The 22192-nt window shown below is 72.4% G+C and carries 22 protein-coding genes and 1 pseudogene; 7 read left to right on the plus strand and 16 right to left on the minus strand.

The genetic code is table 11. From position 1 onward, the window contains the following. Together ABZ861_RS28300 and ABZ861_RS28305 are read right to left on the minus strand one after the other, a co-directional pair. On the minus strand, window positions 1-686 hold a 686-nt coding region (locus tag ABZ861_RS28300; RefSeq protein WP_361635784.1), incomplete at its 3' end, for a maltotransferase domain-containing protein. A 201-nt stretch (window positions 687-887) separates the two neighbouring features. Next, complete coding sequence (locus ABZ861_RS28305) at window positions 888-1193, minus strand: DUF5133 domain-containing protein (protein WP_361635787.1); 306 nt, start codon at window positions 1191-1193, stop codon at window positions 888-890. Window positions 1194-1544: 351 nt separating this feature from the next. Here ABZ861_RS28305 and ABZ861_RS28310 point away from each other — a divergent pair, with 351 nt between their 5' ends. The 3 genes from ABZ861_RS28310 to ABZ861_RS28320 all read left to right on the plus strand — a co-directional run bounded on the left by ABZ861_RS28310 (window position 1545) and on the right by ABZ861_RS28320 (window position 5660). Further along, window positions 1545-2054, plus strand: a complete 510-nt coding sequence (locus tag ABZ861_RS28310) for a pep a2 (RefSeq protein WP_361635790.1) — start codon at window positions 1545-1547, stop codon at window positions 2052-2054. Further along, window positions 2051-4237, plus strand: a complete 2187-nt coding sequence (glgX, locus tag ABZ861_RS28315) for a glycogen debranching protein GlgX (protein WP_361635792.1) — start codon at window positions 2051-2053, stop codon at window positions 4235-4237. The genes ABZ861_RS28310 and glgX overlap by 4 nt, the downstream gene beginning before the upstream one ends. 235 nt (window positions 4238-4472) lie before the next feature. Next, a complete protein-coding gene (locus ABZ861_RS28320) occupies window positions 4473-5660 on the plus strand; it encodes a DUF4158 domain-containing protein (RefSeq protein ID WP_361635795.1) in 1188 nt (395 codons plus the stop codon). 118 nt (window positions 5661-5778) lie between these two features. Here ABZ861_RS28320 and ABZ861_RS28325 read toward each other — a convergent pair. From ABZ861_RS28325 to ABZ861_RS28365, 9 genes and pseudogenes are all read right to left on the minus strand, one after another. Then, window positions 5779-5976 (minus strand): annotated as a pseudogene (locus ABZ861_RS28325) (recombinase family protein); the annotation flags it as partial. A 285-nt stretch (window positions 5977-6261) separates the two neighbouring features. After that, on the minus strand, window positions 6262-7425 hold the full coding sequence (locus tag ABZ861_RS28330; RefSeq protein WP_361635798.1) for a GNAT family N-acetyltransferase: 1164 nt from the start codon (window positions 7423-7425) through the stop codon (window positions 6262-6264). A gap of 9 nt (window positions 7426-7434) precedes the next feature. Then, on the minus strand, window positions 7435-7965 hold the full coding sequence (locus ABZ861_RS28335) for a MaoC family dehydratase (protein ID WP_361635800.1): 531 nt from the start codon (window positions 7963-7965) through the stop codon (window positions 7435-7437). Continuing rightward, the gene (locus ABZ861_RS28340) at window positions 7962-8807 is read right to left on the minus strand and encodes a CoA ester lyase (protein WP_361635803.1); all 846 of its coding nucleotides are present in this window, start codon (window positions 8805-8807) and stop codon (window positions 7962-7964) included. Before ABZ861_RS28340 ends, ABZ861_RS28335 begins: the two co-directional genes overlap by 4 nt. 8 nt (window positions 8808-8815) lie before the next feature. Then, on the minus strand, window positions 8816-9046 hold the full coding sequence (locus ABZ861_RS28345; protein WP_361635806.1) for an acyl carrier protein: 231 nt from the start codon (window positions 9044-9046) through the stop codon (window positions 8816-8818). After that, window positions 9036-10043 carry a beta-ketoacyl-ACP synthase 3 gene (locus ABZ861_RS28350; RefSeq protein WP_361635809.1) on the minus strand — a complete coding sequence of 336 codons (1008 nt, stop codon included), beginning with the start codon at window positions 10041-10043 and terminating at the stop codon, window positions 9036-9038. The genes ABZ861_RS28345 and ABZ861_RS28350 overlap by 11 nt, the downstream gene beginning before the upstream one ends. Continuing rightward, window positions 10040-11065: a 4-hydroxy-2-oxovalerate aldolase gene (dmpG, locus tag ABZ861_RS28355; protein ID WP_361635812.1), complete on the minus strand. Its 1026-nt coding sequence runs from the start codon at window positions 11063-11065 to the stop codon at window positions 10040-10042. The genes ABZ861_RS28350 and dmpG overlap by 4 nt, the downstream gene beginning before the upstream one ends. Before the next feature lie 14 nt (window positions 11066-11079). Then, window positions 11080-11949, minus strand: a complete 870-nt coding sequence (locus ABZ861_RS28360; protein WP_361635815.1) for an acetaldehyde dehydrogenase (acetylating) — start codon at window positions 11947-11949, stop codon at window positions 11080-11082. A gap of 76 nt (window positions 11950-12025) precedes the next feature. Further along, the gene (locus ABZ861_RS28365) at window positions 12026-12817 is read right to left on the minus strand and encodes a fumarylacetoacetate hydrolase family protein (RefSeq protein ID WP_361635818.1); all 792 of its coding nucleotides are present in this window, start codon (window positions 12815-12817) and stop codon (window positions 12026-12028) included. Between the two features lie 191 nt (window positions 12818-13008). On the opposite strand from ABZ861_RS28365, the gene ABZ861_RS28370 reads away from it, so the two are divergent. Beyond that, a complete protein-coding gene (locus ABZ861_RS28370; RefSeq protein ID WP_361635821.1) occupies window positions 13009-14382 on the plus strand; it encodes a hypothetical protein in 1374 nt (457 codons plus the stop codon). A gap of 2 nt (window positions 14383-14384) precedes the next feature. Here ABZ861_RS28370 and ABZ861_RS28375 read toward each other — a convergent pair whose 3' ends face one another. The 3 genes from ABZ861_RS28375 to ABZ861_RS28385 form a co-directional block, all read right to left on the minus strand. Next, complete coding sequence (locus ABZ861_RS28375; protein ID WP_361635824.1) at window positions 14385-15125, minus strand: NUDIX domain-containing protein; 741 nt, start codon at window positions 15123-15125, stop codon at window positions 14385-14387. Window positions 15126-15337: 212 nt separating this feature from the next. Continuing rightward, entirely contained in the window at window positions 15338-16141 is an 804-nt protein-coding gene (locus tag ABZ861_RS28380; protein ID WP_361635826.1) for a VOC family protein, read from the minus strand. Between the two features lie 153 nt (window positions 16142-16294). After that, window positions 16295-17086 (minus strand): SigB/SigF/SigG family RNA polymerase sigma factor, encoded by a 792-nt coding sequence (locus ABZ861_RS28385; protein WP_361635829.1) that lies wholly within the window; start codon window positions 17084-17086, stop codon window positions 16295-16297. 1341 nt (window positions 17087-18427) lie between these two features. On the opposite strand from ABZ861_RS28385, the gene ABZ861_RS28390 reads away from it, so the two are divergent. After that, on the plus strand, window positions 18428-18955 hold the full coding sequence (locus tag ABZ861_RS28390; RefSeq protein WP_361635832.1) for a hypothetical protein: 528 nt from the start codon (window positions 18428-18430) through the stop codon (window positions 18953-18955). A 61-nt stretch (window positions 18956-19016) separates the two neighbouring features. Here ABZ861_RS28390 and hemC read toward each other — a convergent pair whose 3' ends face one another. Both hemC and ABZ861_RS28400 read right to left on the minus strand, forming a co-directional pair. Further along, window positions 19017-19952, minus strand: a complete 936-nt coding sequence (gene hemC / locus ABZ861_RS28395; RefSeq protein ID WP_361635834.1) for a hydroxymethylbilane synthase — start codon at window positions 19950-19952, stop codon at window positions 19017-19019. Between the two features lie 43 nt (window positions 19953-19995). Beyond that, window positions 19996-20979 carry an ATP-dependent DNA ligase gene (locus ABZ861_RS28400; protein WP_361635837.1) on the minus strand — a complete coding sequence of 328 codons (984 nt, stop codon included), beginning with the start codon at window positions 20977-20979 and terminating at the stop codon, window positions 19996-19998. A 160-nt stretch (window positions 20980-21139) separates the two neighbouring features. Here ABZ861_RS28400 and ABZ861_RS28405 point away from each other — a divergent pair, with 160 nt between their 5' ends. Together ABZ861_RS28405 and ABZ861_RS28410 are read left to right on the plus strand one after the other, a co-directional pair. Further along, entirely contained in the window at window positions 21140-21520 is a 381-nt protein-coding gene (locus ABZ861_RS28405) for a hypothetical protein (RefSeq protein ID WP_361635840.1), read from the plus strand. Further along, window positions 21517-21981: a peroxiredoxin gene (locus ABZ861_RS28410; RefSeq protein WP_361635843.1), complete on the plus strand. Its 465-nt coding sequence runs from the start codon at window positions 21517-21519 to the stop codon at window positions 21979-21981. The genes ABZ861_RS28405 and ABZ861_RS28410 overlap by 4 nt, the downstream gene beginning before the upstream one ends. The last annotated feature ends 211 nt before the right edge of the window (window positions 21982-22192 follow it).

The raw sequence follows: 22192 nt of genomic DNA on the forward strand, positions 1-22192 counted from the left end.
GCGGTGGCGAACGTGCCGTGCGGCACCTGATCGGTGCCCTCGGAGCGGGGGAAGAACTCATACCACGCCCCGTACAGGGCCCGCTCCCGCTCGACAAGGAGGGGCAGCGGCGCGGAGGCGGTGACCAGCTCCCGCAGCGGATGCGCGGCCAGCGCCGCGTCCGCCTCCGGCGTCAACGCCCCCGCCCACCGCGACGTCACGGGCAGCGCGTCGTCGCGCAGCACCCCGGCCGCGGCCAGCACGGCGTCGCGCCCCGCGCCCTCCGGGACCCCGGCCGCCGCCCGCTCGTACAGCTCGCCGCCCTCCTCCAGGACCAGCCCGGCGTCGATCCCCGCCGGGATCTTGATCTGGGCGGTGTGCCGCCAGGTGGCGACCGGGTCGCTCCACGCCTCCACGTGGTACGTCCACCGTCCGGGCGCCCCGGGCGTGACCTCCGCGCCCCAGCGGTCGGTGCCCGGCGCCAGCTCGTGCATCGGCGTCCACGGACCGGGCCGGCCCTCCGGGTCCACGAGCACGACGTTCGCGGCCACCGCGTCATGCCCCTCACGGAACACGGTGGCGCTGACCTGGAACGACTCACCGGTCACCGCCTTGGCCGGGCGCTTGCCGCACTCCACGGCCGGGCGGACGTCCCGCACCGGAACGCGGCCGATGACCGGGGCGGTCGTCCTCGGGGTCGAACTCATGGTGTCACCTCCACCGTGTGTGAGGCCGGGCTCGCGCCCGGCCGGGATTCCGTGTCCTTCTCGGAGTCCTCCGCGTCCTTCTCGGAGTCCTTCCGAGACCTCCTCCGACGTCCCGGCGGGCGCTCCCCTCGTTCTGCCAGGGAGGGGAGCGGGCGTGCCTGCTGGGGGAGAGGGGCCATGCCCGCTGGGCGGACGCGGCGCCTAGGTGGCGGCGCGGGAGCGCCGGATCTCCACCGCGCGTCGGCCCCGCAGGGCGATGGAGCCGCCGTCCTGCGGCCGCCCGCTCCGGCCGCCCGCGGAGGCCACGCGCCCGGTGCGCAGATAGCGCTCCGCCGCGTCCGCCGCCTCCCGCGCGCAGCGCTTGCCCATCAGCACGCACAGCGTGTAGCCGGAGTCCTCGAACGCGGTCCGCTTCCTGCGGTCGTCGGGGGAGGCGAGCGTCGCGCGTTCCCATGCCCGGTAGCGCCGCAGATGCCGTGCGACTTCGGCCTTGGCAGGTAGCAGCATGGCGCCGTTCCCCTTTCGGAAGCGCTCGATGGGCTCGACTCCCCGACGACCGGGGCGGTGAGCGCGCACGCGGAGGCACCCGGTGCCGCTCCCGGCGCTTGAGACTTTCACTCATGGTGCACGCTCGACGACGCATCGTCTTGTTGGAGCTTCAACCAGTTCAGATCCGTGTGCGAGCCCGCTCGCCGCCGCCCGGCCGCCGCCCGCTTCCGGCCTCCGGTTGCACGAATGGCGTAGCGCACGCAGGGTGGGATGTGACTCAGAGGCAAACTACGCTCACGCTCCGCACTCGGGGGCTGTGCCCAGCCAGGGCCGCGGAGCGTGGACCTCGCCGGTGAGGAGCGAACGACGATGAAGACCGCAGTGCCCTGCTACTACCACCTCGACGTGGAAGTCAGCCCGGAACGGGTCGGACGGGTCAGGCGCATCCTGGCCGCTCACCTCCGGTTCTGGGACCTGGAGGACCTCGTCGACGCTGTGTGCGGCGGCGCCGAGCTGCTGCTCAAGGCCATCGACGAGCACGCGAGGGACAAGCACACGTCCATCGAGATGTGGTGGACCGGCCAGCACCTCATCACCGCCGTCGGGGAGAACAACCACGACCTGCGCCCCGACCAGGACCTGCGGAGCTGCCTGGCCCGCATCGCGGCGACGAGCGACGGCTGGGGGTGCTGCGCCTCCGAGACCGGGGGCAAGATCATCTGGTTCTCGCAGCGGGCCCGCGCCGGTGTGCGCGTCCCGCTGGTCCCGAAGCCGCCGGCCCCGACCCTGCGCGAGGGCCTGACGCCGCCCCGCGCGCCGCGGGTGTCCGCGCTGGCCGCTCCCGCCGCCCCCGACGCCGTTCTGGAGGGAGCCCGGTGACGGCGCGCAGGCGCCGCACGCCGGGAACGCCCGTCTGGAGCGGCCGCCCCTATCCGCTGGGCGCCTCCTACGACGGCGAGGGAACCAACTTCGCGCTCTTCAGCGAGGTCGCCGAACGCGTCGAACTCGTCCTCGTGGACGAGTCCGGCGGCCACCGCGCCGTCCAGCTCACCGAGGCCGACGGCTTCGTGTGGCACGGCTACCTGCCCGGCGTCGCCCCGGGCCAGCGCTACGGCTACCGGGTGCACGGCCCCTGGCACCCGTCGGCCGGCCACCGCTGCAACCCCAAGAAGCTGCTCCTGGACCCCTATGCCAGGGCGGTGGACGGCCAGATCGTGGAGCACCCCTCGCTCTACGAGCGCTCCCCGGACGGCCCGGACCCGGCCGACAGCGCCGGGCACACCATGCTCGGCGTGGTCACCGACCCGGCCTTCGACTGGGGCGACGACCGGCCGCCCCGGCTGTCCTACTCCGACACGGTGGTCTATGAGGCGCACGTGCGCGGCCTGACCCGCACCCACCCCGCGGTGCCGCCGGATCTGCGCGGCACCTACGCCGGCCTGGGACACCCCGCGGTGATCGAGCACCTGACCTCGCTGGGCGTGACGGCCGTCGAGCTGATGCCGGTCCACCAGTTCGTGCAGGACGGGGTGCTCCAGGGCCGGGGCCTGTCCAACTACTGGGGCTACAACACCATCGGCTTCTTCGCGCCGCACAACGGCTACGCCGCCCACGGCACGCGCGGCCAGCAGGTCGCCGAGTTCAAGTCGATGGTGAAGGCGCTGCACGCGGCCGGCCTCGAAGTCATCCTCGACGTGGTCTACAACCACACCGCGGAGGGCAACGAGCAGGGCCCCACGCTGTCCTTCCGGGGCATCGACAACTCGTCGTACTACCGCCTCGTGGACGGCGACTGGTCGCACTACTACGACACCACCGGCACCGGCAACAGCCTGCTGATGCGCAACCCCTACGTGCTCCAGCTCATCATGGACTCGCTGCGCTACTGGGTCACCGAGATGCACGTCGACGGCTTCCGCTTCGACCTCGCGGCCACCCTGGCACGGCAGTTCCACGAGGTGGACCGGCTGTCGGCGTTCTTCGACCTGATCCAGCAGGACCCCGTGATCAGCCGCGTCAAGCTGATCGCCGAGCCCTGGGACGTGGGCGAGGGCGGCTACCAGGTCGGCAACTTCCCACCGCTGTGGTCGGAGTGGAACGGCCTGTACCGGGACGCCGTACGCGACTTCTGGCGCGGGGAGGAGTACACGCTCGGCGACTTCGCGTCCCGGCTGACCGGCTCCGCCGACCTGTACGCCCACAACCGCCGCCGCCCGCGCGCCAGCGTCAACTTCGTGACCGCGCACGACGGTTTCACGCTGCGCGACCTGGTGTCGTACAACGACAAGCACAACGAGGCCAACGGCGAGGAGAACGCGGACGGCGAGAGCGCCAACCGGTCCTGGAACTGCGGGGCCGAGGGCGACTGCGACGACCCGGACGTCCTCGAACTGCGCGCCCGCCAGCAGCGCAACCTGCTGGCCACGCTGCTGCTCTCGCAGGGCATTCCGATGCTCTGCCACGGCGACGAGCTGGGCCGCACCCAGGGCGGCAACAACAACGCCTACTGCCAGGACAACGAGGTCTCCTGGATCGACTGGCGGCTGACCGACGAGCAGCGCGACCTGGTGGACTTCACCCGCCACGTCATCGGGCTGCGCGCCGGCCACCCCGTGCTGCGCCGGCGCCGCTTCTTCCAGGGCGAGACGGCCACCCGGGACGACCAGCCGCTGCCGGACCTCATGTGGATGCTGCCGGACGGCCGCGAGATGGGCGAGGAGGACTGGCGGCGCTCGGACGGCCACTCCGTCATGGTCTTCCTCAACGGCGACGCCATCGCCGAACCCGACCCGCAGGGCCGGCGCGTGGTCGACGACTCCTTCCTGCTGCTGCTCAACGGCTACTGGGAACCGGTCGACTTCGCTCTGCCCGACGCCTCCTACGGCGACCGGTGGACCACCGTCATCGACACCGCCGAGCCGCTGGGCGTGCCGGACGAGGCGGAGCACAAGCCCTGCGGCGACCTCCGGCTGGCGCCCCGCAGCCTGGTCCTGCTGAGCCGCCCGCCGCGCACCGCCGCCTCGGATACAGCCAAGGTAAGTCCAAAAGCCGCCACGAGATGATCTTGAAGCCGTGATCCCCTGTCGCTCCTCTATCACCGTGTCCTGGTGGGTGTGCTGGGTTCCGCGGTTCTGATCTTCCCGGCCTTGTCGCACCAGTCATGATCGCGCGGGCGTGTGTGGCACCCCTGTATGGCTGGGCGTCGAGTGGGGTGGGGATGACCTCGATCGAGCGGACCGCGTATCCGCGGTTTAAGCGGCTGATCACCGCGCGTGAGCTGCATGTGTTCGGTACGACGTGCCGGACGAGGTGGTGGAGTTCGTGCACCGGGCGGCGGAGCTGCCGGAGAGCACGCTGCCGGTGTATGTCTCCGGTCGCACGGCGGAACGGCACCGGTCGCTGGCGCGTGAGCGGTGCGGAGTCCGCTACGACGGCCAGGCCGCCCGCGCTCTCGCGGAGGAGACGATGCGGGTGGCGGCGGCGTCGAAGAACAACCCGGCGGACCTGGTCAACATCTCGCTGGAGAAGTTGGTCGAGGCCAACTTGGAGATAACCCGGTTCTCCACGCTGGACGCGATGGCCTCCACGGTGCGGGGCCAGGTAAGCGGGGAGATCCTGGCCGGGGTCCGGGGCCGGATGACCCTGGCCAAGATGTTCTGCAAGCGTATGGCGGCGAAGGCGAAGAAGGCCCGCGAGGAGCTGGCCGAGATCCACCGCCAGCAGCAAGAGATCGTCGTAGCGCTGATCGGCAACTACCGCACCCTGCTCCAACAGGTCGACAAGGAGGGTCCCGCGCAGACGGCCCGGTCGAAGGCGGCGGCGCTGACCAAGGATGCCTTGGACGCGCTGGAGGGCCTGGACGAGGAGTCCAGCCCGGCCGAGGTCGCCGAGCGGCTGGAGGGGAAGGTCTCGCTCGCCTTCCTGTTGCTGGCCGAGGGGCTGATGGTGCAGTCAAACGGGCTGGGCTCGCTGCTGTCCGCGGTGGACAAGCTGGGCGGGTTCGAGGCCCAGTACGCGCAGATCGAGAAGGTCTCCGCCCACCACGGCGACGACTGGGAGGTGCTGCTGCACGGCCATTTGAAGGCCGACCGGCCGGTGATGTTCGACCTGACCGATGTCATCGAGCTGAAGGCCACCAGCGAAGACGTCAGCGTTCTGCACGCGCTCGCGCACGCCAAGGTCCACCGCACCCCGGCTCGCGACTACATCCCCGACCGCGACGCGGACGGAGAGGACGACCGTAAGCTCCGAAGCCGGGGTGTCCGGGGCGGCGGCTGTGTGCTCGGGCAGGAGGTCGGCGACGGCGGTGCGGATGGCGCCGCGGCTGACGTCGTGGTCACGGACGAGACCGGCGATGGACCGGCCCTCCAGGTACGCGGCGCGCACAGCGTCGGTCTTGGCGGCCTGGATGGCCGGGCGGTACCCGCCCTTGTTCCCCTTGGCTTCGGCGGCCCGCAGGCCGTCGTACGTCAGCTCCCCCTGTAGGTCGCGCTGGAGTTTCGCCGGCGGCGGCGAGGGTCTGCACCATGAACTTCACCATGGACAGCAGTTCTCCGGTGCGCGGGTGGCGGGCGGTGATGTCCATCGCGGAGAACGCGCCGTCGTGGATGCGCAGAGCGAGACGGTCGCGGTGCAGGACTTCGAGCACGTCGAGGATGTGCCCGGTGCCGCGTACGAGGCGGAACATCTCGGAGATATGCACGACGTCGCCCGGCCGCGCATACGTGAGCAGCTCGCCGAACTTCGGGCGCTCAAACGGGTGGAGGCGGCTTGAGGTGCCGCCCTCCTCTTCGAACGTCACCGGCTACGCGATCCCGGCCTCGGTAAGGACGAGGTTCTGACGGTCGGTCGACTGCTTGTCGGTCGACACCCTCTTGTAGGCCAGGTTGGCCATGCCGCTCCCCGTTCTCGTGGTCGCATTCGACCCCAGCTTTCAGCAAGCCCTGTCATCAGCCGCCATCGGATCTAGTTGGATCCGAGCCATCGTCAGGCCCCGAAAAAGCCCGGTTCATTGGACGCATCTGCCTCCTGTCGTCAATCGTTCGTTTGCCGACAGGACAGTGGCACAGGGAAACACCTGTGGTCGCTAGAAGTGGTCGGGCAGCCAGGGCTCGAACTGTGTCGTGCTGCGGAGGAGGGTTGCGAGCGTCTTCTCCGATTCGGCGTGGACTCCGGCCATGCGTGCCGAGGTGGTCGACCGGTAGCCGCCGGCGTACCAGACGGCGAGTTGGCGTCGTGTGAAGGTCGCCTGTCCCTGGACCTGGGTGGGGACGATCTCGGCCGTTCCGTCCTTGATCTGGAGCATCCACCTGCTCCGGTCGCCGTTCTCGATCTCGATCGGTACGGCGGTGGTCAGGTCGTCCGGCCAGCCGCGGAGCCGGATGGCCTCGGGGATGTCGAGGATGCGGAGCATCCAGGGGTGCCAGGCTTCGGCGGTGGTGCGGTGGTGGCGGAGTCCGTGGAGGAGGGTCGGGTAAGGGGGGAGGGCGCCGCGCCGGAAGGTGATGGTGCGGGCGCGGGTGTTGTGGTGGCCGAGGAAGGCGAGCATGGCGGCGGCGGTGGGCTGGTCGGCGGCCCAGAAGTCGTGGACGGTCAGGCTCGTGCCGTGGCGCTCGTGCCGTTTGGTGGTGAGGCTGAGCAGGCCGGTGGTGGGGTGGGCGGGCCGGGCGAAGCGGTAGGTGGTGAGGTTGCTCTTGTCCCGCTTCCACCGGGTCCACCAGGTGGGCCGGTAGACGGGGCCGTTCCACCGTCTGGCGAGGTCGCGTTGGAGGGCTTCGGCTTCGTCGGTCAGTCCGTGCTCGGCCTCGAAGTCCTCAGTAGTGAAGGAGCGCTTGAGGTCGTCGGTGGCCACCGCCCAGGCGAGAACGTCGGTGGGGGCTTCCCATCCGAGGCGTCGGGCGTAGCCGGTGGAGGAAGTGCTGATCGTGGAGATCACGGCTCCGCGCTCGGTCAGGGGGCGCAGTCGCTCGGCCGTCATGGTGGCGGCCAGGTGCCCGCCGCGTTCCTCGGGGGCCACGCAGCCGTCGCCGAGGCAGGCGCTGGGAACGGGAGTGCCGCCGAAGAACTGGTCGACGAGGAGGCCGAGGCCGCCGGCGACGACCCGGCCGCCGCGGACGGCGACCTGGAGGGCGGCGTGTTCGCGCAGGTGGGTGATGTCGCCGATCGGGTGGCCGTAGGCGCGGGTGGCGAGTTGGCCGTACTGCTCCCACAGGCGGTCATCGGCTGGGGCGAAGGTCAGTTGCTGGTTCATAGTCCGCTTTCAGTAGTGGGTGGCATCGCGAGCTGTGTCGGCGTCCAAAGGGAGGAGGAAGGTGCGGGTGAAGGTCAGGACGCTGGTGCCTGCCTGGTTGTGGGCGGTGGTGTGGCAGGTAACGACCCCGGTGTCGGGACGGCTCTCGCAGGTCCGGCGGGTGAGGATCTGCGTTTCGGCGTACAGGGTGTCGCCGATGTGGACGGGTGCGGTGAAGCGCACGTGGTCGACGGCGAGGTTGGCCGTGGTCAGGCCGCTGATGCTGCGGGCGGTCATGCCGGCCACGAGGTTGAGGGTGACGCCGGAGCAGACCAGAATGCGGCCCCACTGGGTCTGGCTGGCGTGGTGGGCGTCGGTGTGGAGGGGGGCGACGTTGCCGCTCAGGGCGGCGCCGAGGAGGTTGTCGAGCTCGGTGACGGTCCGTCCGGGCCGGTGCTCGATGACCAGGCCGGGGGCAAGTTCGGGGTAGGAGAGGCCGACGCTCTCTCGGAGCCGGTCCTCGCCGATCTGGCGGTAACCGTGGGGCAGACCGGTGCTCATGGCGTGCGGTCCACTTCGGCGACGAGCGCGCGGGCGGCGTTGAAGAAGGGGGTACCGCGCATCCGCCCGCCCACGGTGGTCACCGTTCCGCCGCTGGCGTCGGCGGCTGCGACGATGGCGCGGGCCTGGGTGATCTCCTCGGCGGTGGGCGTGAAGACATCGTTGATCACCTTCACGTGGCGGGGGTGGACACAGCCCTTGCCGTGGAAACCGAGTTCCTTGGCCCGCTCGGCGTCGCGTCGCAGGATTCCGGGGTCGTCGAGTTCCCAGGTGGGGGCGTCGATCGCGGGGATGTTCGCGGCGGTGGCCGCGTTGATGAGGGCCGAGCGGGCGTAGCGAAGGGTGTCCCAGCCAAGACCGCAGCGGACGGTGGCGGCGTAGTCGGCGGAGCCGAAGATGACGCCGCCGAGCCGGGCCGCGCGCATGATCGCGGGGAGGGTGTCGAAGGCACGGGGGCTTTCGATCAGCGCCCAGATGTCGGGGGTGTAGCCGTCGGTGTCGAGTGCGGCGGCGACGAGTTCGATGTCGCGGGGGGATTCGACCTTGGGGACCACGATGAGGTCGGGCCGGGTGGTGTAGGCGGTAAGGGCGACGAGGTCCTTGATGCCGTCGATCGTCGTGAGGCTGTTCATCCGGATGCCGAGGGTGCACGGCGGGGCGGGGAGGGCGAAGAACGCTTCGGAGGCGGTGCGGGCGGTCTGCTTGTCGGGGAGGGCGACAGAGTCCTCGATGTCGACGACGGTGACCGCCGCGCCGGACCTCTGTGCGCTGGCGAAGCGGTCTCGGTGCAGGCCGGGGGTGATGATCCAGGCCCGTCCGGGCCGGAGGCTGGTGCTGGTCATGGGGGTGGTCACCTTCCGCTGCGCTTGCTGGTGATGAGGAGGTCGAGCCTGCCGAGGGTGGCGGCGTCCTTGATGTCGCTGTCGCTGATGTCGATGCCGCAGCGGTCGGTCAGGAGGACGGACAGTTCGACGACGGCCAGGGAGTCGAATCCGGCGTGGTCGAGGCTGGCGTCGTCGGTGAGCCTGTGGGCGGGCAGCTTGAGGTCGTCGGTCAGGATGCGGACGAGATCACCGGTCATGCCCGGCTCCTTCCGGAAGGCGGGTGAGGGAGAGGTCGGGCCAGGTGAGGGTGGTGGCGCCCCAGGTCAGTCCGGCGCCGAACGCGGTGAGCAGGGTGCGGTGTCCGGGCCCCAGTCGGCCGTCGGCGGCGCAGCGGGCCAGGAGCAGAGGGATGGACGCGGCGCCGGTGTTGCCGACCCCGCCCACGTTGCCGAGCCGACGGTCGTCGGGGACACCGAGCTGCCGGGCAACGAACGAGGTGATCCGGCTGTTGGCCTGGTGCGGGACCAAACGGTCGATGTCCATGACGTCCCACCCGGCGGCGGTGGCAGCCTGGCGGGAGGCGGTAGACATGCGGTCGACCGCATGCCGGAAGACGTCGGCTCCTTCCACGTGAAGGGCGCCGGGGCGAGAGGCCCGGATCAGGTCGGCGCCGGTTCCGTCGCTGCCCAGCACCACCGGCCCGAGCGCTCCGGCCTCGTCCGCGCCGCCGCGGCGCAGCACCACGGCTCCGGCAGCGTCACCGAACAGCGGGACGGTCGCACGGTCCTGGGGGTCGGGAAGGGTGGCGAGGCGGTCGGCACCGACGACCAGGACGGTTCGCGTGATGTCGGCGGCGATGAACCCGGCCGCGGTGGCGAGGGCGTAAAGGAATCCGGTGCAGCCGGCCGCGAGGTCGTAGGCGGGAACGCCGGTCAGCCCGAGCCGGGTGGCCACTGCAGGTGCGGTGGCCGGACAACAACGGTCCGGGGTGGTCGTGGCCACTACCACGGCCCCCACCGTGACCGGTTCACTGTCGGCGAGGGCCTGGGCCGCCGCCTGGACGGCAAGGTCGGTCGTGGACAGGTCCACTCCGGCGACATGCCGTTGGGCGATGCCGGTCCGTGAGCGGATCCACTCGTCCGTGGTGTCCAGACGCGCGGTCAGTTCGGCGTTCGTGACGATGTGCGGGGGCAGCGCCGCGCCGACTCCGCAGACGACGGCCGCCCTTGCGGCGGCTTGGGACGCGGCGGTCATCGGGTGGCCGCCTTGAGCTGCCGGGCGACGTCATCGATCAGGTCCTCCTGCCCGGCAACGGCCTGCCGCTCGCCTAGGGCGAGGAACAGGTCGACCGGGTCGACGCCTTCGGCGCGGGCGATCTGCTGAACAGGCCGCCTGAAGCCGGAGAACACCCCGGCCAGCCCACTGGCCACGGCGATCGAGTCGATGGACGGCGGAGCCTTCATCAGGCGCTCGGCCGCGATGTCGGCGGCGGCCAGAACCGCGCGCAGACCGATACCGGTCTCGACGCCATGGCGTTCGAGAACGGCCACAAGGACTTCGAGCTGGGTGTTTCCGGCCCCGGCACCGAACCCGCGGGCAGTCGCGTCGATGACGGACGCCCCGGCGTCCACGGCGGCAAGGCTGTTCGCCACAGCCAGGCCCAGGTTGTTGTGGCCGTGGAAGATGACCGGCACGTCGACGGCGTCGGCGATGGCGCGCACCCGCTCGGTGACGTCGGCCGGGAGGTAGTGGCCCGCCGAGTCCATGATGCCGACCGCCCGGGCGCCGAACGTCACCATCAGGGCACACTGTTCGGCGAGGCGGCCGGGGCCGGTCATGTGGCTCATGAGCAGGACGCCCTGGGCTTCGGCGCCGAGGTCGCGGACAACGCCGAGGTGGCGTTCGGTGACGTCGGCCTCGGTGCAGTGCGCGGCGATCCGTACGACGTCGGCGCCGTGGCGGACGGCGGACACCAGGTCATGGGAGGTGCCCCAGCCGGGGGCCATGAAGACGCCCATCCGGGACGAGGTGAGGGCCTCGCGGACGGTGGTGAGCATCGTGGCGTCGTCGAGAGCGGCGCGGCCGATCTGAAGGCTGGAGGCGCCTAGGCCGTTGCCGTGGCCGACCTCCACCACCGGCACGTTGGCGGCGTTCGCGGCGGCGGCGTAGGCGCGGAGCTGGCCGGCGTCGAGCTGGTGGCCGACCGCGTGGTGGCCGTCGCGCAGGGTCGGGTCGTGCAGGAGGATCCAGGGCCGCTCGTGCGGGGTTGTGTCCATAGACGGGGTTCCCTTCATCGGGAGACGGCGGCCGACCGCTCGGCGAGCAGGACGGCGGCGGCGTTGATGATGTCGACGCTTCCGGCGTGGCGGGGCAGGCGGCCCCCGGAGGCAGTCACCTCCACCGCGACCGAGATCCGGCCCGGGGTCACGGCAAGGGAGGTCACCTTGTACCCGGGCATGTAGGCGCACACGGCCTGGGCGGCGGTCGCGATGCTCGTGCGGACCGGTTCGGGGCGGATGCCGTCCGCGAGGACGGTCATGGCCACCCGGAACGGCGGGGCGGGCCGGGCCGGGCTGAGGTTGACCATCACCTTCGCCTCCGGGGCGTGGGTGAAGGTCCGGATCGCGGCGGAAGTGGTGGCGATGTACTGGTCCAGGTTCAGGCGGGTGGCCCGGCCGGCGCTCGCGCTCGCCCCGGTACAGACCACCTCGATGTAGGCGGGGGTGCAGCGCTGGGCGATGGCGTGCAGGACCGGAATGGCCGCCTGCCCGCCGCAGCTGACGAGGTTCAGGTGCCGGTCGGCCGTCGCCCGGTGGCCGTTGACGCCCGGGACGATGACCGTGCCGAGTCCCGTGGGGGTCAGGTCGATCAGCGTGGTGCCGGTCGGGCGCAGCGCGGCCCAGTGCTCGGCGTGGCTGTCGGCGTTGGTAGCGTCGAAGACCGCGTCGAAGGGGCCGCCCTCCGCCACGGCGTGAATCCCGCCATCGGTGGTCGGGTGGCCCATGTCGGCCGCCCGGCGCCGTCCCAGACTGTCCCGGTCACGGGCCGCCACCAAGGCCAGTTCCAGCTTCTTTGACCGGCGGATCCTGTCGGCGAGGTCGATCCCGATCAGGCCCGCGCCGAGTACGGCGACACGCAGACGCTGTTCATCCGTGGCCATCGGCCGCTCCTTCGTCCAAAGGGGAGGGGTGGTGCATGAGGGGTGCGGTGCAGGGGCGGGAGCCGGGCGTCGCGGATCAGCGCACGTGCAGCTCGACCGGCGGCAGATGCGGTGAGCGGGCGCGTACCGTGCTTCGGGCTTCCAGAGGGAGGCTGGCGTGCACGGCCCCGGCCAGGACCAGATGCCCGGCACGCAGGCCGTCGCCGCAGTGGTGGAGCCGTCCGGCGAGCCAGACCAGGGCGCGGAGCGGGTTCCCGAGGACGGCGCGGCCCGTTCCGGTGACCACTGCGGTGCCGTTGACGCTGACGACCAGTGCCTCGGCGGCCAGGTCCATCTCCGCCCTCAGATCCACCATGGGCCCGGTGACGACCCGGGCGCACGAGGCGTTGTCGGCGATGCTGTCCGCGACCGTGATCCGCCAGCTGGCGAACCGGGTGTCGATCACCTCCAGGGCGAGGAACACCTCCTTCACCGCCGCCCGCGCCTCGTCCTCGCTCACGTCCGGGCCCGCCAGATCACAGCCGAGCCGGAACGCGATCTCGGCCTCCACCCGCGGCTGCACCAGCACCGACCGGGCCACCACGCCGCCGGTAGGCAGCAGCATGTAGTCCAGCAGAACGCCCGAGTCCGGCTCGTCGACGCCCATCTGCTCCTGCATGGCCCTGGAGGTCACCCCGGCCTTGTGGCCGACGACGCGGGCGCCGACCGCGATCCTCCGGGCGAGTGCCGCCTTCTGCACCCGGTAGGCCGTCGCCAAGGGCAGCCCCGGCCGCCGGGCGGTCAGCGCCTCGATCGGCACCTGCTCGTGCTCCGCCGCCAGCAGAGCCGACGCCGAAGCGGCGATCCACCGATCCTCCTGCTCGTCCATGGCAATCCCTCCTCAAGGGCATGGGGCATCACATGCAGTTCGCGGATGTGGGCACAGGAGCAGATCCGGGGGCGGGCACTGGTACCGGCCGCCGGGATCTGGCCTGATGAAGAGTCAACCGGCGCTCGCCGCACCGCGGTACGGTGTCGGGCAGGCCAAGCGGTATATCGCGTATATCCGGACAGGTGCCCATGACCACCCGTATGCCGAACAATCAGCTCAGCGCCCTTGTCGCCGAATCCGGCCTCACCTACGAGGCACTGGCCAGGGCGGTCTGCGCGGTCGCCGCCGAATGCGGCACACACCTGCGCACGAACAAGTCCAACGTCGAGCATTGGCTCAGCGGATCCATGCCCCGAAGCGACACACCCCGCTACCTCACGGTCGTGCTCTCCCGGCGCTTGGGCCGCCTACTGACCCCCGCCGACCTCGGCCTGCCCGCCCCGCCAGAACTCGAAAATGACAGCATCGGACTGTCCCTCGGGAGCGACCCGCTGGATGTCCTGCTGCCGATGTGGAGGTACGAGTTGGACCGCCGCCGCTTCCTGACGGCCTCCGCCTATTCCGCGGCAGCCGCAGCCGTCCCCCTCAGCCAGCTCCAGGACATCGCCTCCCGCACCCAGGCCGCCCGCACCAGCCACATGGTCGGCATGGCCGAAGTCGCCGCCGTCCGCGACATGATCCACGCGTTCTCCGAGATGGACGAACGCCACGGCGGGCAGCATGGCCGCAGCGCCCTGGTCACCTACCTCCGCGACGACGTCGCCCCACTGTGCCGGGCCCGGTTCCGCACCGACGAAGCCCGTCGGCAGATGCTCTCCGCCGCCAGCCGAGGCGTCCACCTGCTGGGCTGGAAAAGCTACGACGCGGGTCAGCAGGGACTCGCCCAGCGCTACTACCTCCAGTCCTACGCCCTGGCCGCCGAATCCGGCCTGCGCGGACACGACGGATTCGTAATGCGCACGATGGCCATGCAGGGCCTCAAGCTCCACCGCCCCGAGCACTGCCTGGGCCTTGCCGAGACCGGCCTGAACCGCGCCAAGGGGCGGGTCGACGCCCGGACCGAAGCCCTCTTCCGCGTCGTCCACGCCCACACCCTGGCCAAGAGCGGCAAACGCCGCGCAGCCCTGGCTGAAGCCGAACGCGCCCGCACCCTGCTGACCGCCTCTCCCGGCGACGAGGTGCCGTTCTGGGCGCTGGCCTGGGGCCCGCCGGCCGCGTCGGTGTACTCCCGCACCGCCAAGGTCCACGAGACCCTGGGAGATCACCGGGCCGCCGCCGAACAGTACGCGCTGGCCGCCACGGCCCGCCCGGCGGACACCTACGCGCGGATCGTCGCCCTGGACCTGGTCGCGGGCGCCGAGATGCACCTCAAACGCGGCAGCATCGAGCAGGCGTGCGCCACCTGGCACCGGGCCATCGACCACATGGACGGTGTCCGCTCCGTCCGCACCCGCAAGGCGGTCTCCCGCATGCGCGGCGACCTCGCACGCTTCCGGGCCCGCGGCCTACGGTGCGTGACCGAACTCGACGAACGGGGACGCGACTTCCTCTCCGGCGTCTGACCTCAGCGGCACCCAGAGAAACGGCGGACGACCGGCTCCAGGTAGTCCGCGTGCGGACCGGACAGAACGGCCAGTTCGTCCGGCGAGCGCACCAGGGCGATGCCGTCGAGTTCAGGTTCACGGCCCTGGGCGCGCTCGGCTGCCGCAGTAGCCGTGAAGTCCGCGCGCAGCGTTGCCTCGGGCAGGGCCGGTGCCAGGTAGGTCAGGCCGACGCTGCCGTTATCGCCGCGGGTGACCACCCACAGCTTCAGGTCTTCAGGAGCCGCGCTGACCCCCAACTCCTCGGCGAGTTCCCGCGCGGCCTGGCCGGCGAGCGCCGACTCGTCCAGCACCGCCCCGCCCTCGGGAGGCTCCACGGACCCTCCTGGCAGCTGCCAGCGGCCCGGGGCGGCAGTAGAAGGCGACATCCTCGCCACCAGCACACGGCCGTCGTCAGCCGGCTGGACAACGTTCACGAACAACGAGGGCAGCGCGGTGGCACCGGGAACACGACGCAAAGCGTAGTGCCGGTACGTCACACACACCCACCACAGGCGCAGGACTCGCGGGGCCGTCCACTCCAGTCCCCCACACGCCACCACCGGCCCGTCGAAGAGAGCGGGGTTGGCCCGTACCGCCATGTCCCACACCCGGTTCCGGGCCTCAGCATCCCGGGGCGGCACCGGCGGCTCCGCAGCTTCGGCCAGTAAGACCCGTTCAGCCTCGAAGAGGTGAATGCCCACGGGGGGCAGCGTGTCGGTCACCGGCCCATCGTAGAACCCACCCCCGGCTCGCGTCCCTCACCGCCCTGCGCGACTGGCCGACCACCTGGGAGAACGCGGGGTATCCCGGGCCCTCGCCCCCTCAAGATCATCTCGTGGCGGCTTTTGGGCTCACCTTGGCGGGGCCCTCGCACGCGCGGTGCGACTCCGCCGACCGACTCGTCCGTGCCGTGCCCCCGCGAGCGCGCGGGACCTCAGCCCTCGCGGTGGGACGTCACCGTGAACTGGGCCCCGTCGAGGTCGCGCAGCACCGCCTCGTCGGGACCCTCGCGCAGGACGCTGCCGCCGTGGGTCTCGGCGGCCCTGGCGCAGGCGGCCACATCGGGGACGCGGAAGTGGATCTGCCAGTGCGGCCGGATCGTCGGGTCGGGCGCCGCCTCCAGCGCCCCCGACTCGATCCGGGCCACGACCTCGCCGTGGCTGCGCAGCACCACCTCGTTGCCCTCGTAGCGGACCTCGCAGCAGCCCGGCCGCTCCGAGGCCCAGTCCAGCACCTCGCCGTAGAAGATCGCGGCGTCGAAGGCGTCGCGCGTGTGCAGCCGGATGAAGGCCGGTGCCGACTTGCGCCAGCTCTCCCAGTCGGTGAACAGCTCGCCCTCCCAGACCCCGAACGTCGCGCCGTCCCGGTCGGCGAGCAGGGCGGTCCGTCCGGGCGGCAGCGAGATCGGGCCGACCGCCGCGGTGCCGCCGCGCTCCTGGGCGCGGGAGACGGCGATGTCGGCGCTGGGGACGGCGAAGTACGGGGTCCAGGCGACCGCCATCTGCCACATCGAGGCGACCGCGCCGATGCCCGCGACCGGAGAGCCGTCGGCGAGCGCGATGCGGAAGTGCTCGCCGAGCTTGGCGTCCCGCCACTCCCAGCCGAGCACCGCCCGGTAGAAGTCCTCCGCGGCCGTCAGGTCCCGGCTGGTCAGGCTGACCCAGCAGGGAGCGCCGCACACGGAGTGCGTGGAGAGGGCGCCGGGTTCTGGGTCGCAAGGTGTCGCGTCGTGGTTCATGGCACGTCCTGGTCTCGTAGGCCGGTGGCCACCGGTCTCATCCCAGTGTCGGACCGGAACCTCCGAGGGCGCCTGCCGAGTACCCTCCGGACGCCGCCGAAACGGGAGGTGAGCGGCCGCTCCGGGCGATGGAGGGCGATCGTCCGCTTGTGCTCAGCCGGTCTCGGCGAGCAGCTCTTCGCGCAACTGTGCGAAGCAGCCGCTCAGCAGACGGGAGACGTGCATCTGCGAGATCCCGAGCTGCTGCGCGATCCGGCTCTGGGTCATGCCGCGGAAGAAGCGCAGATAGAGGATCATGCGCTCGCGTTCGGGCAGCGCCTCCAGGCACGGCCGCACGGCCACCCTGTCCACCACCAGGTCGAAGCGCGGATCGGGCTCGCCCAGGCCGTCGCCGAGGGCGTAACCCTCCGTGCCCGGGACCTCCGCCTCCAGCGACAGCGCCGCGAAGCAGTCCAGCGCCTCCATGCCGGTGTGCACGTCGCTCACGCTCAGGTGGGTGTAGGCGGCGATCTCGCCCACGGTCGGGGCCCGGCCCGGCGTCGTCTGCGCCAGCTCCTTGGCGGCGCGGCGCACCCGGTTGCGCAGGTCCTGCACCCGGCGCGGCACATGCAGGGTCCACATGTGGTCGCGGAAGTGCCGCTTGATCTCACCGGTGACGGTGGGCACCGCGTACGCCTCGAAGGCGTAGCCGCGCGCCGGGTCGTAGTGGTCGACGGCCTTGACCAGGCCGAGGGCCGCCACCTGGTACAGATCCTCCAGCGCCTCTCCGCGTCCGCGGAAGCGCACCGCGATGCGCTCGGCCATGGGCAGCCACACCTGGACCAGATCATCCCGGAGCGCCTTGCGCTCGGGTCCGTCGGGCAGTCGCGCCAGCCGCTCGAACGCCGCCGCCGTGTCGGGGGCGTCGTCGTGCGGGTGGCTCTTGGTTCTGCCGGTGGTACGCATACGCTGCGCCTCCCTCAGCAGGTGCGGGATGGACGGGACGCCGCGGGAGGCGCGGGCGCGGACGCGGGCGGGCGGCGAGGCCCGGCGCGCCGGCTCCCCACGGGCGAGCCTCCTGTCCGGCGCACTCGAATGCAGATTCCCGAGGCGGGCGGCGGAAAAACAAATTCCCGAATAATGAGGTGACGTTAAGCGACCGGGTGATTCTGAATTGTTGACCAGTGGTTTCGGAATTCCGCCGCGTTAAATTATGCGCATTTCCATCGGTGGTCGCATCCCGACCGGTGTGGGCCCTGTGCGATCGGGGGCGCGGTGTCTTGCGCTGCCTGGTCTCTCCCGACGCCGGTGGGGCCTTGCGGCCGTGACTGCCGGGCGCCGTGTCCGCCGCCTGCCGAGGACGCCGGGGCGTGGCGGGGCGCCGGGTGTGGGCGGCGGGGCGCGTCTGGGCGACGGGCAAGGGCGTACGGGGCGCGTACGGGCGGGCGGCCGTCTCCGCCGGACTGCCCTGGCCCGCGACCGGGCGCGGCGTCGCGCGGGCCGCCAGCCGGGGAACGAGGCGCCGCGGTGCGGCCGGCCTGCACGCGTCGCGGGCGGTGATCGCAGCCCTGTGCCGGCCGGGTCCCCGGTGGGTGGCGTCTCCCGTGTGCGACCGATGCGAACGCCCTCGACGCCTCGGGAGTGCTCCGGGAGTCCCCGCGGCCTTCTGGGGGCCTTGTGGCGTCGCCCAGCGGGTCGCCTGACCGGCTCTGCGGCCGCTGTGGCCGCAGGGAGCGGCCGTCGGCCCGGTCGGTCGACTCCGGCTGCGGAGCCGCCGAGCCCGCACCGCTGCTGCGGCGACCTTCCCCCCCAGCCGCACGCCCCGCCAGGTGGGCCGCTGATCCCCGATCAGGGGCCCCGTCGCGCGGCGCCGACGCCCTGCGTCCGGGGCGGCTCGCTCCGTGAGTCCGAATGGGGCGCGCCGCTCAGCCGCCCGGTGCCTCTCGCGCGGACCGCGCCCCGCCCTCCCCGCGGCCGTACGCCCGCACCCGCGCCCCGGCGCTCACCGCGCAGCCTCCCTCCCGGCTGTCGCCGGACCGCTGCCGTCCCGACTGCCCCCGTCGCGTCGCCCCGCGCGGCCCCCTCGCTCAGCATGCGAGCCGTCTGGGTGACGGGGTGCGCCGAATGGCGTGATGTGCGGCACGCTCGCCGCGGCGGCCGGAACCGCCGGATCCGGGATACCTCCAGCGCACGGCTTGATCACCGATCAACCACCGCTCATTTCCCGGCAACACGCCATTCCGTTCGTTTGACAGTGCAGTCGGCGCACAGATAGGAAGCTGCTCTTGGAATGGCGAGAGGTGCAGCGTGTACGAGCCGAATGTGGTCGGTGACTGGCAGGAGTACGAGGGCCATGCCGGCCTGCGCGTCCGCGTGCACCGTCTGGAGCAGGCGGAGCCGCCGCGCGGGCGCGACGACGCCGCCGAGGGGCTGACGTACTTCCGTATGCGGATCACGGTCGAGAACCGCGGCCCGCGGCGCTTCGGCATCCATCTGGAGGACGGGCAGATCGACGTGCGGATCGGCCCCGAGGGGGAAGGCGCCTTCGTGGACTGGCGCAACTCGCAGTTCATCGAGGGCTACGACGTCTACCCGCTGCGCCGGGCCACCGCGGTGCTGTACGCGGCCGGACCCGAGGCGTCCCTGTCACAGGTCGACGTCCAGGTCCAGGTGCGGGTCGACGAGGAGTGGGCCGACCGCCGGCTGTGGAGCGGCGGCGTCGGCGTGCAGGAGGCGCCCGTCGCGGCGGGCCCGGCCTGCGCCGGACAGGGCGGACTGGCGCACCAGATCAGCACGTTCCTGCGCGACCAGGCAGGACCGGGCGGCGCCGCCTGACGCACCGCCTGCCCGCGCCCGGCGTCACGGGCGGGCGCCCGCACGTCCGCGGGCGCTCACGTCAGTGGGCGATGCCGTCGATGACCTCGCGGGCGCCCTGGCGCAGCAGGGCCACGGCGACCGAAGTGCCGAGCGTGACGGCGTCCAGCCTGCCCGCCCACTCGTGGGCGTTCAGCCGCGTCTTGCCGTCGGGGGTGAACACGCAGGCGCGCAGCGAGAGTTCCCCGGCGCGGTCGACCTGCGCGTACCCGGCGATCGGGCTGTTGCAGTGGCCCTGGAGCACGTGCAGGAACATGCGCTCCGCGCTGGCCGCGCGGTAGGTGTCCTGGTCGCCGATGAGGCTGACGGCTTCGATCAGCTCGGCGTCGCCCTCGCGGCACTGCAAGGCGAGGACGCCCGCGCCGATCGACGGCATCATCGTCTCCGTCGACAGCACCTCGCTGATCACGTCGGTCCGCCCGATGCGCTCCAGCCCGGCCGCGGCGAGCAGCAGGGCGTCCGCCTCCCCGGCCGCCAGCTTCTCCAGGCGCCGGTTGGCGTTGCCGCGGAACGGCACGCAGGTCAGATGCGGGTGGGAGGCGGCCAGTTGCGCGGTCCGGCGCACCGCGGACGTGCCGATCCTGGTCCCCGGCGGCAGCTCGTCGAGGGTGAGCCCGCCGGGGTGCACCAGGGCGTCGCGGACGTCGTCCCGCTTCAGGAAGGCGGCGAACACGGTGCCCGCGGGCAGCGGCCGGTCGGCGGGCACGTCCTTCAGGCAGTGCACCGCGAGATCCGCCCGCCCGGTCAGCAGCGCGGCGTCGACCTCCTTGGTGAAGGCGCCCTTGCCCTCGACCTGCGCCAGATCGCCCAGCCACTTGTCGCCGGTGGTCCTCACCGGCACCACCTCGGTGCGCCCCCCGGGGTGCGCGGCCGCCAACTCGTTCCGCACACGCTCTACTTGAGCCAACGCCATGGGCGAGTCGCGGGAGACGACACGGATCAGTTCGGGCACGGACATGCGGGACACGATAGACCTCCGCGCCGCCGTCCCGGTGCACAGCTCATCCGTTCGGGCTCTCTGGAAGGTCCGCCGCCGCGTCCTCGGGCGCCAGGTCCGGGCGCAGCCGCACCCACGACGGCTGGCGCAGCAGGCCCGACCGGGTGCGGACGCTGTAGCGCACCTCGCCGACCAGCCGCGGCAGCACCCAGTGGGCGCCGCGCACCGCAGGCGCCGGGTCGAAGGGGCACACGTCGGTCGCCAGGCCCGCGAGCAGCGCGGCGAGTGCGGAGCGCTCCCCGGCGCTCCAGCCGGTCCCCACGCCGCCGACGTACGTCAGCGCGCCACCCGCGCGCTGGCCCGTCAGCACGGCCCCGGGCAGGCCCGACAGGCGCCCCCTGCCGGGCAGCCAGCCGCCCACGATCACGTCCTCGGTGCGCATGTTGCGGATCTTGATCCAGGCCCGGGAGCGCACCCCCGGCTCGTACACCGAGTCCAGCCGTTTGCAGACCAGCCCCTCCAGGCCATGCGCGCGGGTGGCGGCCAGCGCCTGGGCGCCGTGGCCGACGACGGCCCCCGGCACCGACCAATACGGCCCGTCGAGCCCCAGCGACTCCAGCAGTTCGCGCCGCCGCGCGTAGGGCAGTCCCAGCAGCGACCGCGTGCCCAGGCGCAGCGCGTCGAACAGCACGGCGTGGACGGGGGTCTGCGCCGCCCGCCGTGCCGCCGTCCCCGGCGCGTGGGCCAAGCCCATGCGGTTCTGGAGCAGTTGAAAGCTGGCCCGGCCCGTCTCGTCCAGCGCCAGCACCTCGCCGTCCAGCACGGCCGCGGTGGCGCCGAGGGCCCGGCCGAGCGGGCGCAGCTCCGGATAGGCGGCCGTGATGTCCTCGCCGGAGCGGGCCCGCAGCAGCACGGAGCCGTCCCCCGGCAGATACGCCACCACGCGCTGGCCGTCCTGCTTCGTCTCGTACGCCCAGCGCGCGTCCTGTGCGGGGGAGGGCAGCGTGCCGGGGGTGGCGAGCATGGGCGGGATCAGCGGCAGGGTCACGGCTGAGGTGTCGACGAGCCCGCCCGGCGTCAAGCACGGCGCCGGGCACATTCGCCCGAACGAGGTCAGGCCGCAGGGCGCGGGCGCCTTGCCGACCGCCGCCCTCGGCATCTGCTTACCGACCAGTAAGATTGCGCGGCAGACAGTCAGAGGAGGAACCGTGTCCCGGTCAGAACGTTCGCCCCTGCTGCTCGCCGGCCTACTGGCTACGGCGGGCGCCGCCCACTTCGTCTCCCCACGGCAGTTCGACGCGATCGTCCCGCGCGCCCTGCCCGGCAGCCCCCGCACCTGGACCTACGCCAGCGGCGCCGCCGAACTCGCGCTCGCCGCGGGCCTGGCGCTGCCGCGCACGCGCAGGACGAGCGCGCTCGCCACGGCCGCCTTCTTCGTCGGGGTGTTCCCCGCCAACGTGAAGATGGCCGTGGACTGGCGCCGCCGCCCCGCCCGGCAGAAGGCGGCGGCGTTCGGACGGCTGCCCCTCCAGGCGCCCCTCGTGCTCTGGGCCCGCGCGGTCGCCAAGGGCGCGGAGGCGGCGTCGTGACGGCGGTGAAGCCCGGCGACCGGGTCGACGACTTCACGCTGCCGGACGAGACGGGTACGGCCCGGACCCTGTCCGAACTGCTCGCCGACGGGCCGGTGGTGCTCTTCTTCTACCCGGCCGCCCTCACGGCCGGCTGCACCGCCGAGGCGTGCCACTTCCGCGACCTGGCCGCCGAGTTCGCCGCCGTCGGCGCGCGGGCCGTCGGGGTCAGCGGCGACCCGGTGGAGCGCCAGCAGGAGTTCAGCGGACAGCACCGGCTGGACATGCCCCTGCTGTCCGACGCCGACGGCGCCGTGCGCGAACGGTTCGGCGTGCGACGCGGCTTCCAGCTCGCCCCCACCAAGCGCGCCACGTTCGTCATCGGCCAGGACCGCACGGTGCTGGAGGTCGTCCGCAGCGAGCTGCGCATGAACGCCCACGCGGACCGCGCCCTCGCGGCGCTGCGCGCGCAGCGCGGCTGACTCCCGCGCCGGGCGGGCGCCGCGGACCGCACCGGGCCGCCGCCCACGGGCGTGCCGCGCGGACGGGCGCGCCGCCCGGAGGGGCGTGCGCCGCCTGCCGGAGGGGCGTGCGCCTAACGGGCCCGCGCTGCCCGTTGGAGGGGCCCCGCGCCGGACGGGCCCTCGCCACCCACCGGACGGGCTCGCGCCGAACTGCCCTGCGCTGCCCGCT

Source organism: Streptomyces sp. NPDC046985 (genome assembly GCF_040644415.1).
Taxonomy (GTDB): Bacteria; Actinomycetota; Actinomycetes; order Streptomycetales; family Streptomycetaceae; genus Streptomyces.

Bases quoted from the DNA above. Each gene is read 5' to 3' on its own strand.
- ABZ861_RS28385 (WP_361635829.1), bottom strand. From the start codon at position 17,086: ATGCGTACCACCGGCAGAACCAAGAGCCACCCGCACGACGACGCCCCC.
- ABZ861_RS28340 (WP_361635803.1), bottom strand. From the start codon at position 8,807: ATGACCAGCACCAGCCTCCGGCCCGGACGGGCCTGGATCATCACCCCC.
- ABZ861_RS28360 (WP_361635815.1), bottom strand. From the start codon at position 11,949: ATGGCCACGGATGAACAGCGTCTGCGTGTCGCCGTACTCGGCGCGGGC.
- ABZ861_RS28345 (WP_361635806.1), bottom strand. From the start codon at position 9,046: ATGACCGGTGATCTCGTCCGCATCCTGACCGACGACCTCAAGCTGCCC.
- ABZ861_RS28370 (WP_361635821.1), top strand. From the start codon at position 13,009: ATGACCACCCGTATGCCGAACAATCAGCTCAGCGCCCTTGTCGCCGAA.
- ABZ861_RS28365 (WP_361635818.1), bottom strand. From the start codon at position 12,817: ATGGACGAGCAGGAGGATCGGTGGATCGCCGCTTCGGCGTCGGCTCTG.
- ABZ861_RS28335 (WP_361635800.1), bottom strand. From the start codon at position 7,965: ATGAGCACCGGTCTGCCCCACGGTTACCGCCAGATCGGCGAGGACCGG.
- ABZ861_RS28350 (WP_361635809.1), bottom strand. From the start codon at position 10,043: ATGACCGCCGCGTCCCAAGCCGCCGCAAGGGCGGCCGTCGTCTGCGGA.
- hemC (WP_361635834.1), bottom strand. From the start codon at position 19,952: ATGTCCGTGCCCGAACTGATCCGTGTCGTCTCCCGCGACTCGCCCATG.
- dmpG (WP_361635812.1), bottom strand. From the start codon at position 11,065: ATGGACACAACCCCGCACGAGCGGCCCTGGATCCTCCTGCACGACCCG.
- ABZ861_RS28310 (WP_361635790.1), top strand. From the start codon at position 1,545: ATGAAGACCGCAGTGCCCTGCTACTACCACCTCGACGTGGAAGTCAGC.
- ABZ861_RS28330 (WP_361635798.1), bottom strand. From the start codon at position 7,425: ATGAACCAGCAACTGACCTTCGCCCCAGCCGATGACCGCCTGTGGGAG.
- ABZ861_RS28305 (WP_361635787.1), bottom strand. From the start codon at position 1,193: ATGCTGCTACCTGCCAAGGCCGAAGTCGCACGGCATCTGCGGCGCTAC.
- ABZ861_RS28380 (WP_361635826.1), bottom strand. From the start codon at position 16,141: ATGAACCACGACGCGACACCTTGCGACCCAGAACCCGGCGCCCTCTCC.